Below are 18,188 nucleotides of genomic sequence, written 5' to 3' on the forward strand. Positions count from 1 at the left end.
AATGAAAATAGGAATTTATGGTGGAAGTTTTGACCCAATTCATCAAGGTCATATTAAATCTGCAAGATATGCAATTAAAGAGCTAAATTTAGATAAATTAATTTTTGTCCCAACTAATTGCTCACCTTTTAAAAAAAATAAATCAAAAACTTCTAATCAAGATAAACTAAATATGATTAATTTAGTTTTAGAAGATAAAATGGAAGTTAGTGATTTTGAAATCAAACGTGGAGGAGTTAGTTATACTATTGATACTGTTAAATATTTTGCTAACAAATATAAAAAAGATCAATTATATTTAATTATTGGTTCAGATAATTTAACTAAATTAAATAAATGAAAAGATATTGATACTATTAGTCAATTAGCTCAAATAGCAGTATTACGTAGAGAGGCAAAAATCAATAAATTAAACTTAAAAAAATATAATGGAATTTTATTGAAAAATCGTTTATACGATTTTTCATCAACTAACTTTAAAAAAGGATTTTTAGATTTAGTAGATGATAAAGTATTAAATTATATTCAAGCTAGAGGTTTATATTTAGAACAAATTATTCATAATAGTTTAACTGCTTTAAGAGCTAAACACTCAGTATCAACTGCAAGCTTTGCTGCAGAATTAGCTAAAGCACATAACTTAGATGCTAAACAAGCTTACACAGCAGGATTAGTGCATGATATTGCTAAAGAATGATCTATTGCTAGTTCTAGAAGTTTTATTCAAGAATATCAACCAGAATTAATTAATGCAAGTGATTTTGAACTTCATCAAATTTGTGGTGCTTTATGATTGAAATATGGATATAAATTACAAGATCAAGCAGTAATTGAAGCTGTAAGATACCACACTACTATGAAATTAGAAATGAGCGATTTAGATAAAATTCTTTTTATTGCAGATAAAATATGCCAAGGACGTAAATTCCCTGGAATTCAAAAAGTAAGAGAATTATGCTTTAAGGATTTAAATCAAGGTTTTAAAGAGGTAGTTTATCAAACTTATTTATTTAATATTAATAAAGGTGTAGAATTTAGTCCTCTTGCTTTAGAAATTTATCAAAAACATATGGGAGGAAAATAATGCAACCTGAAAGAATTCAAAAACTACTATCTAAAGCTGGTATAGCTTCAAGAAGAGAAGCAGAAAATTTAATTAAAGCTAAAAGAGTTAAAATCAATAATCAAATTGCTCAAATTGGTGATAAAGCTACCTTTAAGGACAATATTTTAGTTGATAATAAACCAATTCAAGAAGAAAACAAAGTTTATTTTGTTTTAAATAAACCACCAAAAACTATTTGTAGTTTAAAAGATAACTTCAATCGTAAAATTGTTACTGATTTAATTGATACACCTTATAAAATTTTCCCTGTAGGAAGATTGGATTATGATACTACTGGAGTATTAATTTTAACTAATGATGGTGATTTAGCTAATAAATTAATGCATCCTAAGTACAAAATTGTTAGAGTTTATCGTGCAAGATTAAATTCACCTTTAACTAAAATGGAATTAGCTAAGTTGAATAAACCAGTTATGATCAACAAAGCTTTTAGTAACCAAGATGTTATTCCAGTAGAAGGAACTAGCAAAACTTATTTTGTAATTTTAACCGTAGGAACTTATCACCATGTTAAAAAATTATTCAAAACAGTTAATAAAGAAGTTATTAACTTAAAAAGAATTGAATTTGGTGGAGTTACTGTTAAAGGAATACCTGTAGGAGAATATCGTAAGCTTAATTTTAAAGAAATTAAGATTCTTAAACAATTAACAGCTGATAAGTAATATAAATTAAGCTTAAAATCATGTGATTTTAAGTCTTTAAAACCAAAATCTCATTTCTTTCCAAGAAAAATGAAATTATTTTCAAAAAACTTCGATATACAATTTTAAACTTTATAATACTTTTGATTTAGATAATTCATAATGTAATATTATGAATTTTTTTATTAAATTTAAATATACAAATTTAAATTTAAAGCCTTATTTCATCTTTTCTTAGATGGGGTCCAATATATATATATATATATATATATAATGCTATGGTTTTAAAGATTTAAAAGAAAAGCTATATATAAAATATTTGTGATGTTCATTGGTTATTTTATTTATATCTTTTTGTATATTTAACTTTATGAAAGGATATAAAATGAAAAAAACAAAGTTATCGAAGAAAGTTCCTTTTGCAACAATTACAGTGATGAGTGCTTTATCACCTTTAGCTTTAATTTCTAGTAGTAATGATAATTATGATGCAGCTACTAAAACTTATACAGATTTTTATGGGGATACTTTATTAGGTAATAAGTACTTTTTTGATCAAAACAGTATTGATAAATATGTTGAGTTATCTAACACTAGACCACTTTTTGATGTAGATAACACTTTCTATAAATTCAACAAACAATATATTGATTATTATAATTCTGGTAATAAAGATAAATACTTTAAAGAATATAATGAAAATGGCAAAAAAAGATATCTTTGAAGCTATGATGATATTGATGGTATATCTACATACTATAAACCTGATTTATTAAACAATAATAATTCACAAGTTCAATATTTAAAAGATAATATTCTTAAAAACTATGAAGAAAGACATAATCTATCAACAGATAATACAACTGCTGCAATTAGAGAATTTAATGAATCAAGTAATTATAGAATCATTCATAAAAGTGATAATTTTGATCAAGAGATGTTTTCAACTTTTGCTGATAAAACATTTTCAAACCAAGGTGCAGCTCAATTAGTTAGAGTTGTTAGAGTTGATGATGGTGGATTAAATGCTCAAGAACAAACTTATAGATTTGAATTTGGTATGAATGTTACTAGATTTAGAGATCGAGCTTGAAAAGGTAATTTAACTAAATGAAACCAATTAATGAGAATGAGTATTATTTGATCAAATGATTTTGAACCTGTTTCACATCAAGATGTTGATGTAATTTGAACACCAGCAGATAACAATTATCAACCACATTTTAGCGGTAGAAAAGATTTTAAATTCCAATTAGAACCAAATAGACTTCAACCATTAAGACTAAATAGTCCTGATAATCAATATGGTTTAGGTAATCAAGGATCTACTTTATTTAAATACTATGGTGATCAAAATAAAAATGGTGAAAGTTGAGATAATAAATATCAAGCAGTTCATTGAAATTCTAATGATAAATTAACTTTTGGTTATATGAAGCTAATTAATCGTTATCAAGATTTAGAAGGAAAAATACCAACAAATAATTACAATGCTATTGTTGGTACAGATGTTAAAGTTGGTTTAGATACATTTCTTTCTTCATCACATACAGGTTTACGTCCAATTAATCGTGCTTTAGAAAATATTCCTATTGATATGAGTCAATATGCTAGACCTTTAAGTGAAACTTTTGGTAATGCTTTACAATTTTCATGAAACGCTAAAGATATAGCTCCTTGAGAACAATCTGGAACTAATATTTATATTACAATGAAGTTTAGAAAGAAAAATTTCTGACATCCTTCACATAAAATTAATGGTGATATGTCATATATAGGAGCAACTAACTTATATTCTCAAGATGCTAATAGTTTACATAATGCAGGATATGTATCAGCTGCAAATTTCTGAGTTCATAGACGTACCACCAATAGACCTTTACCTGTAAAATTAGTTTCAAATAAAGCTAATAGTACTGATATTAAATTTAACTTACCAATAGCTGATTATAACTATTATCAAAGCATAAATAATAAACTTGTTCAAGTTCAAGGAAGAATAAAAGATCCAAATCAAGATAAATATAGTGTTAATTCAAATCGAGAAGATATTGATCATTATGTAAAATCAGGTATAACTTTCCATGCTAGCTCTTTTAAAGATTGAGAACTTTGAGGTCCAAACCAGAGAGAAACAGGTATGTATAATCCAAACGAAAACCAACAATTTGTTTTTGCAGTACCTGGGGATATATCTGATAGTACTAGAAAATGAATTTTCCCAATCGATCAATTGCAAGGTATAGGAAGAAGTGTTGCTTCGCTTAGAGAAATAGAATGAAATAGAGCATTAAAAGCTACATCTAAAACCACTGATAGAGATTACTATAATGCATTTATGGGTGGAGGACCTAATGTTAATGCAGCTCCTAAGATTTTTAATGAGTACGATTTTGATTGAAATGATTTTTTCAAAACCACTTTTAATATTCAAAAACATTTAGATACCAAAGATAAATTCTTAACATTAAATCAAAAAGCTGACATTATTGCTAAAGCTGATAGTATTATTCAAAATTATGTTACTGAAGCTAAAGATCCACAAAACTTCAAAAATACCGATCATATAGTAGATGAATCAGGACACACAGTTGCTCCTTATGAAATCACTAATTATTCATCATACATTGCAAAAATGAAAGCAATTGAAAGCGAGATTAATGATTTAGTTGCTAAAAACTTTAGTGATTTAAGAGATGAAATTAATAATTTAGAATATCTAGGAGATAAATTTAAAAAAGAATTTAAGGATGTTTTAGTAGAAAATTCAACAGTTGCTAATTGATCATTAGAAACTGCAGTTCATATTAAAGATAATGCAGCAGCTTTAAATAAAAAAGCTAAAGATGCTTATGATGGTATAGTGGATGGAAACCAAATTGAATTTGGTTATAAACAGTATAGTGCTATTGAAAAAGCTCAAACAGTTGTAGGTGTAGCTTCTAAAATTGATGAAGCACGTTATCGTGCAAGATATCGTTTTTCAACAGAAGAGCCTAAAAAAGCTTATAGTGATGCAGTATGAAAATTATTTGGTTTATTTGGATATGATCAAAATGGAAATAGACATCAATTAGTTCATTCACCTGAATTAACTGATTTTAATGTTTCTAATATAGCTCCTGTAATTAATCAAATAGAAAAAGTAATAGGTGAAGCAAGATTAAAATTTAATTTATTAAATGGGCTAGATGCTATTAAAGACATTGATAAAATAGCTAAATTTGATTTATTTAGTGAAGAATTAAAAGAGTTTTATATCAAAGAAGCATATGATAAAAGTGATTATAATGATACAAATAAATTAATTGCTAAATTAATCGAGCTTAATGGAGAACCTAATACCAATAGAACAGGTAAGCCATTATATGATGCAAATCAATGATTAAACTCTAATGATGAATCTAATACTAGGTTATCTAACAATTATAAATACGCTGATACTAATAATCAAAATGCATATAATAAAGTCGTTAGTGATTTAAAAGCTTTATTTGATAATGATAAAAAGCTTAAATTATTAGATCCTAATACTCTTGAAAGACAAACTACTAAAGAACAATTAGATGTATTAATGGGTAATGATACTAAAGATGGAAGTATTGCTAAAGCTAAACACGATCTTAATGGTGATGCAAATCTTAAAGATTTAGAAAATAAAATTGATTCTTTACAACATTTATCAGATTGATTAAAATCTCAATATAAATCTTGATTAACTACTAGATATGAAAAAATTGCTGGAGGTAGAGCTTTATGAGAAAAACTTCCACCGTTTGATCAAGCATTAGTTAGATTAATAGATAAATTAAAAGAGTATAAATCTAAAGAAAATGATGTAGTTTATACTCGTTCAACGAATAAAGCTTTAGTTGATGCTAAAGCCAACGAAATTAAAACTAAATTCCAAAATGGAGCTAATAGTGATTTAAGTAATTTATCAAGCTTTAAATATAATGTTGATAATACTGCAACTGAAACCGATGCTATAACCTCTGCTTTTGATGCATTACTTAGAGCAATGGATGGTAAAGAAGTATTTGTTAGAGAAAAACAAGCAGAAATTAATAATTTACATCACTTTAGTGATAATGCTAAAAATAAATTTAAAGGATTAATCACTAAAGAAGCTAGTGTTAATGATATAAATAACTTAATTAATAAACTTAAAGATTTAGATAATCAATCAAATGATTTAACTACTAATTTAACTGATGCTAAAAAGCTAATTGAAGGAGATACTTCAGTTGATCCAACTAAATTAAGCAATTATAATAATGCAAGTGATGGTAAAAAGAATGATGTTGTAGTAGCTTATGATAATTTCAAAGATAAAATCAATGAAAATGGTCTTTATAGTGATAAATTATTTAATAATTTAGATAATGCTAATAAAGCTAATTCAATTGATACTATTAAGAATGATTTAAATTCAGCTAAAGAAACATTAAATACTGCAATTAATAATTTAGATGGTAATACTAGATTAGCTACTAAATTACAAGAATTAAAAGATCAAATAGCAAAAGCTAAAACTATTTCTACTGATGCTTCATTACCTAGCGAAGCTAAAACTGAATTAGATAATTTAATTAATAGTGTTGAATCAACCTTAGAATCTCATAAAACTAATATCAATGAATTGGAAAAAGATATTGAAAAAGTTAAAGATGCTATAGCTAAAGCTCAAGACGCAAAAGATAATAGCATTGATCAAGATAAAACTGATGCTAAAACAACTATTGAAGCATTAACTCATTTATCTACTAGTGCTAAAAAACATTTTACTGATGCAATTGATAAAGCTACTAGTCGTTTAGAAATACGTAATAAATTAAAAGAAGCTCAAGATTTAAATGATACTTATGCATCATTGATCCCAATTTTAACTGAAGCATATAATAAAATTGGTCAAAATAAAGATTCTAATGAGTTTCTTAATTCTTCAGATGATAAACAAAAAGCTTATAAAGATGCTTTAGCGGCTTTAAATACTTCAGTAATAGAAAATATTAATACTACTAATAACATTTTAGGAGTAAGCACAGATAAAACAAATGTTATAAGCTTAATTTCAAATTTATCAAATGCAATTAATGATTTAGATGGTAATGATAGATTGGCTAAATTAAAACAAAAAGCTAAAGATAAAATTAATTCATTAACTCATTTAAATAATGGTCAAAAAGATCATTTTATCAACCAAATTGATAGAGCTAATTTATTAACTGATATTGATCCTTCAAAAGATATTGATGCTGTTACTAGTGGATCAATTATTGATACTGCTTCAAAATTAAATGATAAGATGCAAGAGTTAAATAATTATTTAACTACTGAATTAGATCCAACATTAAAAAATAGAACTAGCGAAAATTATAAATTTGCTAATAATGATAAGAAAAATAAATTTGATCAAGTTTTAGATAAAGCATTAGATTTAACTTCTACTAATAGTGATAACAATGCTAATATAACTCAAGTTGAAAAAGTTTTAAATGATTTAAGAGATTCTTCAAGCAAACTCGATGGTTCAATTATCATTAATCAAGCTAGAAGTAATTTAGATCAAGCTATAGTTCAAGCAGAATCATTAATAAATAACAATGAAATAGATGATGAATTTCTAGAAGAATTAAATAATGCTATCGATCAAGCTAAAGCTAATAAAACTACTTATGTTGATGATATTGATAAATTAAAAGAAGCGGCTTTAGAGTTAAATCAAGCAACAGTAAAAACCAAAGCTAATACAATTGTTAAACAAGCAAATAAAGTTATCAAAAAACTTCAAGATGCTAAATTAAATGATTATGTAGCTCATTTAGAAAGATTAACTAATGAATTAGCTAATAATGCTCATAGTACTAGTGATTTAAGTTTATTAACTAATGCAATTAATGAAATTCACAATCAAATAGATACAGCAAATGTAATTTTTGAAGCATTTGAAGTATTAAATAAAATCACAGCTAAAGCAAATGATTTTTATGCTCATGATTTAACTTCTGATCTTACTGATAATTCTAATAGTGCTTTAACTAACGGAGTTAAAGAATTAAATGATGCAAAAAATAATTTAACAGCATTAATTAATGTATCAAACAAAGTATTTGATCAAACTCAAACAGCTAATATTAAATCAACTACAAGTGATTTAAAAGCTAAATTAGCTACTGCAGTAGCTAATTTAACAACTAATTCTAATAGTAAAACTAATTTATCAGCTAATTTACAAACAATATTTAAAGATTATATTAACAACTCTAACACTAGATATGATAATGCTTTAAGTGCTTATGATAAGATGAATAAATTAGATAATAAAATGATTGAAGTTGATAAAACATTAACTAAACATCAATCAACTAATAATACTATTAAATACATTTTAAGTAAATCATCATTACAAAATGATTTTGATAATAATATTAATTCACTAAAAGATTTAAAAGATTATATTAAAGATGAAATAGTAAATAAATATAGTAATTTAACTACCGATAATACTAATTTTGATAATTATTTATCAAAATTAAATTATGTAATTAAAAATATTGATACTTCATTTAATAATTTAAATGGTGAAACTAATTTGACTAATGCAACTAATAGTTTTATTGATGCATTAAAAAATGCCTTTATTACTAAAAAAGCATTATTAGATAATGGTTTTGGAGTTAATAAAGAATTTAAAGATCTATATAATAATTTAACTAATATAACAACTAATAATTTAATTAAATATCTTGGAGAATTAAATGATGAAACATCATTTAATATTACTAATATTAGTTTAAATATTAATACTAAAGATGATTACAAAAAATTACTAGAAGATACTAATAATTTAAATAAATTAGCTAAAAAAGCAGCTAAAAGCTGCTTAGATGATATATATGCTCAATATGATCAATTTATTAATTCATTAAACGCTAATGAAAAAGACGTTATAAAAAATAAAAATCAAACATTTATTCAAGAAAAAAGTATTTTTAACGTTAGAATTAATTCAAAATCTAATCAACAAATTATTACTAAAGCTAAAAAATTTGCTAGTGATTTATCTAAAATGAAGCTTGAAGTAATTAAATATAATGCTAAAGCTGAAATTAATTCATTAGAAAACTTAGATAGTTCATTAAAAACTGCAATTAATAATCAATTTGATTCAAAAACTGATGCAATTGAAATCAATAAAGTTAAACAAAATGCTAATAAATTAAATGAAGCTTATAATGATTTAAAAGCTACTATTATTAAATATAATCAAGCTAAAGCTAATAAATTATTATTTAATAATTCAGATCAAAACCTTAAAGATAATGCTGATAATGCTTATAAAGTAATAGCAGAAGCAACAAATCCTTATTTAAATGATTTAACTAATATTAATAGTGCTAAAGGTTTAATTGATAATTTAGCTGATGTTCAATCTAAAACTAAAGCATTAAACGATGCAGTTGATGCGTTAAATGGTTTAGATAAACTAGCAAACTTTAAAGATTCAGTTAAAGCTAAAGTTGATGCTTTAACTCATTTAAATAACGCTCAAAAAGAAGCATTTAAAACTCAAATTGATCAAACTAGTGATTTAAGTACTTTAGTTGGATCAAATATTGATTTAAATAATGTTCAAGAAGGATCAATTTTAGATCAAGCACATAAATTAGATACAGCAATGATGAATTTAAATAACTATTTAAATCCTGCAAATGATAATGATAAAGCAAATAGCATTATTTCTAGTTATAAAAACCATTTAGCAATTGAATATAAATATGCTTCCACTCAAACTCAAGATGCGTTTGATTTAGCAGTAAATACAGCTAGTGAATTATTAGATATAGAAAATGGAGCAAATAAAAATATTGCTCAAGTAACTGAGATATTAAATAATCTAAAAGATGCTAAAGCAAATATGGAAGCTAGTCAAGCTAAATTCATTAGTGATTTAACTAATGATTTAGATAATAGATTATCTAACACAATAGTGTCTAATCAAGGTAAGCAACACTTAAAAGATAATATTGTTAAAGCTATTTTTAACCTTAATAGTGATAATGCTAAAAAAGATGCTTTAGATTTAAAAGCTAAAGCAATTGATTTAATTAATAAACTTGATTTTATTAATTCTAAAGTTAATAAAGTTGATAATGCAATTAACAATAATCCTATTTTTGATAATCCTAGATTTAATGAAATTGCTAAAGAAATTGAAGCTGAGTTAAATAAAACTAAAACAGATATCCAAGCAATAATTAATAACTGAATAAATGGTGATGGTTCAAGCTATGATCCATTATTAGATGCCAATAGAGTATCAACATTAGAATTAAATACTGAATCAAACATTGATACTACTTCAAATGCAATTAAAAACATTAATAATAAATTATTTAACTTACTTCAATCATTAAAAAACTTAAATTATAATGCTGCAAATAGAGTAGTTAAATCAAACTTAGTTTATGATTATTCAAAATTAGCTACCTTAAAAGAATTATTAAAAGATTTAATTGATCAAAATGCAATTGATCAATTAAATGACATTAATTTTAGTAATAATATTAATAAAGCTATTGAATTATTAACTACTAATAACAAATTAGATCAATTTAGAACTAAATTAAATATTAATGCAACTGATGATTTAATTACAGAATTAAATAAACAATTGAAAGCTAATAATAAATTTAAAGAAATTGTTACTAGTGTTTTAAATATTAATCCTGATGCTGCTCCTAGTGATATTAATGATATTGATAATTGAGTAAATAATATTATTGATAACAATTTAGATCATACTGAGTTTATTAAACACTTAGCAAGTTACTTTGAAGATGTTCAAGCAAATGATATTGCAGCATTAAAATCTAATTTAATTCAAGCAATTAAATCAGGGATGCCAAATGAAGCTACTAGTGATGCTCATAAATTAAAAAATAGTTTAATATTAGATCTTTCATTACCAAGTTTACAAAATAATTTAGATGCTAAATTACAAGATATCTTTAACACTATTTCAAAAACTTATTTAAAAAATACTATTAATTCTAATAGTTTTAATAATTTAACTATTGATCAAATTAATGATTTTGTATTAGAGGTAGAAAATTCAAACTTTGATGCTTCAAAAATCAATTTAGCTGTTGATTATAATTTAGAAGTTTTAGCAGCAAAAATTAAATTAACTAATCAAGCAAATTCAATTAAAGCTCAATTAACTAATATTGATCCTTCTCAAGTAGCTATTATTAATGACGCTATTGATCAAATGGGTAATAATGCATTTAATGATTTAAATGATAATTCTGATATTGATACTTTATATAAAGAAGCAGAAACTAAATTAGTTAATGCAAAGAGCAATATTGATCAATTATTAACTAAAGTTCAAAGCTTTATTGATACTTTAAATAAAGCTATTGCAGTTAAAGAAACTCCAGTATATACCAATGCTTATAATTATTTATTTGGTGTTAAAAGTGATTCAGCAGCTAAACAAGCATTTGATCGAACAATCAAAGAAATCTTAGAAAATAATGTTATATCAACTAATGATCTCAATCATAAATATTTAGCTAAATTAGTTAATTTAAATCCAGAATTATTATTTGTTAATAATGGAGCAAATATTAATGATTATCAAAGTGTAATTAAACCATTACAAGATTTAACCGATGAAATTAATCAAAGAATTAATAAACTTGATGGATTAACCTTATTACAAGAGTTTAAAGATACAAATATCAACTATATTAATAAACAAAATAGTTTTACTAATGAATTAAAAGATGCATTAATTGCTCAAAGTAATGCATTAGATACTAATGAAAAACTATATAGTTTATATAAATCATTGTTTAATTTAAGTCATAAAGCTGATCAATTAGTCCATTTAATTAACTTAAAATATAGTTTAATTAATATTTATCACTGAAATAAAAATACTAATACTACAGCTGATGGAACTAATTTAAAAGAAGCAATTAATAATTATTTTGCAACATTAAACCAACCAAATAATTTATTAAAAAATAATTTGGTTAATAAAGATGATCTTAATGCAATAAATCAAGCAATTAAGCAAATTTTAGATTGATATAACTTAGATAATAATAATCAAACTGGATTAAATGGAACTAATGAGTTTATTAAAGAAGTTAATAAAGAACTTAGTCATTTATATCAAGATTCAATTAATAATAAAGTTACTTTAGTAGAAGTAAATGAAATTAAGGATGATTATTTAGCTAAATTAACTAAAGCAATTAAAGATAATTTAGCTAAAACTTGTGGCTTAGAAGATTCGTTATTTAATTTAAATAAAGCATTAATTGGAGCCAAACATAAGCAATATCATAGAATTTATAATGAAATTAAATTCTTAGAAGAAGAAAAAGCAAATTACACCAATACCTTTGATGATATTTATGAAAATGCTAAAGCTAAAGCCAAATTAAAAGCTTTAGCTACAGTAGTAGATTCTTGAATTGATGATATTTTAGTTGATCCAAGTTTATTAACTAATAACTTAGTTGGTGAATTAAATAATGCTATAACAATGTTTAAAGATAAAGTTGCTTCAACTAATAGCATTAATGATCAAATAGCTAAATTACAAGCTTTATTTGAAGCTTCGCAAGCTCAATTTAAAGATTTAGTTGATGCTAAAGCTAAATTAACTAAAGTAATTAATCTAGCAGATGAATATAAAGATAAAGTTTTAAATAATAACTTAAAAGATCAGTTAATTAATGAAATGAATAAAGCTAAAGAAGTATTAAAAACTACTGACATAGATCAAATTAATCATAAAACTAATGAATTAGATAACTTATTAACTAAAGTTAAAGCGATTAATGAATTAGATATAGCTAAAGATTTATTAGAAAAAGTGAAAGATGATTCTAAATATCAAGATATTAAAGATACTTTAGACAAAGCAATAGATAATGCTAATAGTAAAAAAGATTCTAATGATACTAAAGAATTAATTGATGCTAAAAATGATTTAGATAACGCTATAGCTAAAACTAATTTAGATAAAACTATTACTGATGCTAAAGATTTAATTAAGGAACTGGAAAAAGAAAATCCTAAATACAAAGATATTATCAATGACTTAAATAAAGTCATTGATAATAATTCAAATACTAATACTAAAGATATTATTGATGCAACTAAGGATTTAGCTAAAGAAATTGATAATTCTAAAGCTAAAAAAACAATTATTGATGCTAATAATGTAATTGATGAAATCAATAAACTTCCTGAAGATCTAATTGATAAAGATACTATTAATAGTGATTTAAATAATAAGATTAAAGAACTAGATAAATTAATCAACGATAAAGATGCAAGTTCGAAAGATATTAATAATGCAATTAAAGATTTAGAAAAAGCAATCACTGATGCAAAAGCTAAGATCGATAAAGCTAAATATGATGATTCAATTAATAAAGCTAATGACATTATTAATAATCCAAATATTGATTCAAAAATCAAAGATGATCTTAAAGATATCGTTGATAAAGTTAAAGATAATATTAATAAAATAACTGATCCAAGTTCTAAAGATTACATTGATGCTAAAGAAATTTTAGATAATGCAATTGAAAAAGCTAAATTAAATGATGTTATTAATCAAATCAAAGATTTTATTAATAACAACGATAACAAAACAATTAATAATGAACTTGATAAAAATATTAAAGACTCATTAGATAATATTGAAAATAAATCTACTAGTGAAATCAAAGATGCTAGAGAAAAATTAGAAAATGATTTAGCTAAAGCTAAATTAGATAAAGCAATTAAAGATGCTAAAGAGTTAATTAAAGAATTAGCTAAAGATTCTCCAAAATATGATGATTTAATTAATGATTTAAATAATCATATTGCTCAAAAAGATCATATTGATCCTAATGATACCCAAGCATTAAATGATTTAGCTAATAAGATCAATAAAGCAATTAAAGATATTAAAGCTAATAAAGCTATCATTGATGCAAATATAGTAATTAATAAAGTTAATGAATCAAGTATTGATCAAGCAACTAAGGATCAAATAGTAGATAATATTAATCATTTAATTAAGGAATTAAATGATTTAAAAGATAATAATGGTTCAAAAGACGATATTAATAATGCAATAGATAATTTAAATCAAGCAATTAAAGATGCAGAAAAAGAAATTGATAAAGCTAACTACAATGATTCAGTAGCTAAAGCTAAAGAAATTATTAATAATCCAAATATTAAACAAGACATTAAAGATCAATTAGACAATGAATTAGCTAAGATTGATAATGATTTAAATGCTATAACTGATCCAAGTTCCAAAGATTATATTGACGCTAAAAATAACTTAGATAAAGCAATTGAAAAAGCTAAATTAGATGATACTATTAATCAAATTAAAGACTTCATTGATCATTCTAAAGATGATTCAACTAATAGTGATTTAGCTAAAAATATTAAAGATGTATTAGATAACATTGATAATAAATCTACTAGTGAAATTATTGATTCAAATAATAAATTACAAAATGATTTAGCTAAAGCTAAATTAGATCAAGCGATCAAAGACGCTAAAGAATTAATTAAAGAATTAGCTAAAGATTCTCCAAAATATGATGAAATTATTGATCAGTTAAATAAAATTATTAGTAAAAAAGATACCCTAGATAACACTGATACTAACAAAGTTAATGATTTAACTAAAGAAATAACTAAAACAATCAAAGATGCTAAAGTCAAAAAAGCTACTATTGATGCAAATGACATTATTGCTAAAGTTAATGATTCTTCAATTGATAAAAATTCAAAAGATCAAATCATTAATAAAATTAATGATTTAGTTAAAGATGTTAGAGATACTAATAATGATAATTCATCAATTACAGATATCAATAATGCTTTAGATAACTTAGATCAAGGTATCAAAGACGCAGAAAAAGATATTAATAAAGCTAAATACAATGATTCAGTAAATAAAGCTAAAGATGTTATTAATAATCCTATAGTTGATACTGATACTAAAGACCAATTAGCTAAAGATCTAAAAGAGATAGATAATAAGTTAAATGATGTTATTAATCCTAGTGCAAAAGATTATTGCGATGCTAAAGCAAAAGTTGATAAAGCTATTGCTCAAAGTAATTTAAATAACGAAATAACTAAAGCTAAACAAGCGTTAGATCAATTACAAAATAATGGCGACTTTAAACAATTACCTAATAATTTTGTTAAATCTATTACTGATAAAATTAATAATTTAATTAAAGATGCAGAAGATACTTTAAATAATAAAGATGTTTCAATTAATGATTTAGATACCAAAGCTAAATCATTAAAAGATCAAATGGATCAAATTCTTAAAGAAGTTGCAGATAAAATTAATGCTTTAACCAAAATCATCAAGGATGCAATTGATAAAATTAATGGTTCAAAAAATCTTGAACCTGAATTAATTCAATCAATTGTAGATAAAGCTAAAAACTTAGACAATGAACAAGATCTTAATAATCTTGTTCAAGATACTAAAGATTTAGATGATTTAACTGGAGTATTTATTGATACATTAAATCAAGCTAAAGATCTTCAAAATGATGATCTTTATAATAAAGCTCCAATTGATAAGCAAAATAATTTAGATCTTGCAATTGATTTATCAACTAATAATAATCTATTAGGAAAAACTAATAAAGGTAATACTTTAAATAAAGATATTATTAAAGATACCATTGCTCAATTACAAAAAGCAATTAATGACATTAATAATCCAAATTCAAATAAACCTTGATACTTAATACCTGTTGGTATTTTAGGTAGCTTAGCATTTTGAGTTGGTGCAGTATTAACCAAAAAACGTAAAAAATAAACTTTTAAAACTTCTAAGTAGTGCTTAGAAGTTTTTTATTTAATTTTAGGGGCCTTTAGTGCCCTGCGTTTCCCACTTTATACCTAAAATAAAAAACCGACCAGATACCCTAGCGATCTAGTTGGTTTTTTTGTTCATTTTTAAAATTTCTAGGGTAGTTTTAATTAATTTCATTATTTGATAATGAGTTTCACGTTCTTCGTTTCAATTTGATTGTTCTCTTACGAGAATTTTATTTTCGTATTCTTTGTTTATTCAAACCTCTTCAATCGCTTTTACGATTGAGTTCTTTGTAATTGGTTTTTCTAGGTTTAATGTTGTATTAACTTTATAAGTTAGGTAAGTCATCATAACCAACGAAATAAAACATAAAGCTATATGACCTAAAATATGTTTTTCTGATGAAAAATAAATTGGTCTAAGTTGTAAGTTTCCTTTTCAAAACCTAAAGTTTTCTTCGATTTTTCATTGTCTTGCATAAGTATCAATAATTTTCTTAGCATCTAAGTCAAATCTATTGGTTTCATACACATAAAATCCATCAAACTTTTTATCTTTTTGTATTTTTTCATGATCTAGTGTGTAATAAACTTTATTATCACTTATTTTAAAATATTTGTGTTTTTGTGAATTTAAGCTTTTAACTGGTACTTTTCCATTCACAGCTGATCGATTAAAGATTTTTTCAAACACTTCTCTATCATGTTTATCTTTTTCGTATCTTTTTTCAGATCAAGTAGCAATTAATCTACGATTATGACCATTTGGACGATTTTTTAACCCGTATAAAGAAGGATTTGTAATTTCTTTATAAAATAGTTTTTCATCTAAACTTAAATAATGTGAACCATCTAAAACTCAATTTTTAACATCACTTTTTGATCCTTTTAATTTATAAGAGATTATAAATTTATAACCTTTTTGCTCTAAAAATCTTATGTTTGAACTAACGCTCATTCCTCTATCGGCAACGATAGTAACATTCTTGATTTTGTATATTTTTTCAAGTTCAATCATAAAAGGAATAAAAGTTTTGCTATCAGGGGTATTACCAGGAAAAACTTTATAGTGTAAAGGGATTCCGTTTTTATCAGTGATCATCCCGATAACAAACTGATCTTCTTTAAATTTTCCATCTTTTGAATACCCAGGTTGTTTCAATCCTTCTTTGTCAAAAGTTTCAAAATAAATTGTAGTGCTATCAAATCATAAAACTTCAACTTCACGATCTTTGTTTTCAATAATTGCATCGTTAATATTTTGTAACATTTGCTCTCTGTTGTCATAAATGTAGTCTAATGAGCGATAAAACGAGTTTTTGCAAGTCGCAAATTTATTAGTTTTCTTGCTATTTAAATATGTTTGTAGCATTGATTGTGGTTTTGATATTCTTTGAAAAATTTGATATTGAACCAATAAATTTAAATCTTTCTTTCTTGTATCTTTACATTTTCTAAATAGATCAAAATGATCAAATAAACCAGAAATTACTTCTAAACCAGGATATTCTTCAAAAACCTGTCTTTTTACATTCTCTTGTTGAGTTTTTTCGTTAATAAGTTTTAAAATATCTTCTCTTTCATAGTGTATTGGAGCGTCTTTCAATATACCTTTTAGGTATTCAACTGGATTTTCTCACTTTTCTTCATAAACTTTGATATTTCCAATTCCAAACTTTTTAATATAACCTGGTTTTGTTGAATCTTTTAAACATGCTGATAAATATGTTGCATATTGAGTTGTTTGTTTAGCAATAACTCAAGCTAAACCTTTATTAACTCTTTTTCTTCCTCTTACTTTTTTGGCCATTATACCTCAATTATACACTATTTTTCTATCTCTATACCGAAAAAAATTATTTTTTATTATTATTTATAATAATAAAAAATAAGCAGCTTAAAAAGTGCTTATTTTAATACGAAAGTGGGAAACGCAGGAGAATATCAAGAATCAAAAGCTAATAAAGAGCGAAATTAATATAACAAAAAGCAACTAACTATGTTAGTTGCTTTTATAATAATTTTATACTTCGATTAAAGAAACTACTTTAGTATCACCTAGTAAGTTTCTTCCATTTAGTTCTTTAAGTTCTAAAAGAACAATAACTTTTTCAACAATTACACCTTGAGATTCTAAAAGCTTAATAATAGCTTTAGTTGTTCCTCCTGTTGCAAGAACATCATCTACTATTACAGCTTTTTGACCTGGTTTAACAAATCCTTCTTGAATTTCTAAAACATTACTTCCATATTCTAAATCATATGACATTGAAATAACTTTACCAGGTAATTTATTTGGTTTTCTAACCATAATAAATGGTTTTTTTAAAACAGCTGCTGCTGGTGTTCCAAATAAAAATCCTCTGGCATCTGGCCCAACAATAATATCAGCATCTCCACAATGTTTAGCTATTTCATTGATAGTATAATGTAAAGCTTCTCCATTAGCCAATAATGGTGAAATATCTTTAAATAAAATTCCTTTTTTTGGAAAATCAGGAACATCTCTAATTAATTTTTTAATTTCCATT

Annotated in this window: 5 protein-coding genes; 3 read left to right on the forward strand and 2 right to left on the reverse strand. The window is 24.4% G+C overall.

The features are described from left to right. The first annotated feature begins 1 nt into the window (after position 1). From GE118_RS03690 to GE118_RS03700, 3 genes are all read left to right on the forward strand, one after another. Positions 2-1,084, forward strand: coding sequence for a nicotinate-nucleotide adenylyltransferase (locus GE118_RS03690; RefSeq protein ID WP_158764071.1), 1,083 nt, complete (start codon positions 2-4; stop codon positions 1,082-1,084). Then, entirely contained in the window at positions 1,084-1,791 is a 708-nt protein-coding gene (locus GE118_RS03695) for a pseudouridine synthase (protein WP_158764072.1), read from the forward strand. The genes GE118_RS03690 and GE118_RS03695 overlap by 1 nt, the downstream gene beginning before the upstream one ends. Before the next feature lie 364 nt (positions 1,792-2,155). Then, complete coding sequence (locus tag GE118_RS03700; protein WP_158764073.1) at positions 2,156-15,658, forward strand: GA module-containing protein; 13,503 nt, start codon at positions 2,156-2,158, stop codon at positions 15,656-15,658. Between the two features lie 117 nt (positions 15,659-15,775). Here the strand turns inward: GE118_RS03700 and GE118_RS03705 are convergent, their stop codons facing one another. Then, positions 15,776-17,467: an IS1634 family transposase gene (locus GE118_RS03705; protein WP_158763962.1), complete on the reverse strand. Its 1,692-nt coding sequence runs from the start codon at positions 17,465-17,467 to the stop codon at positions 15,776-15,778. Positions 17,468-17,680: 213 nt separating this feature from the next. Then, positions 17,681-18,187 (reverse strand): adenine phosphoribosyltransferase, encoded by a 507-nt coding sequence (locus GE118_RS03710; protein ID WP_158764074.1) that lies wholly within the window; start codon positions 18,185-18,187, stop codon positions 17,681-17,683. Position 18,188 lies beyond the last annotated feature (1 nt).

The organism is Mycoplasma sp. NEAQ87857, assembly GCF_009792315.1.
Classification (GTDB): Bacteria; Bacillota_I; Bacilli_A; order Mycoplasmatales; family Metamycoplasmataceae; genus Mycoplasmopsis.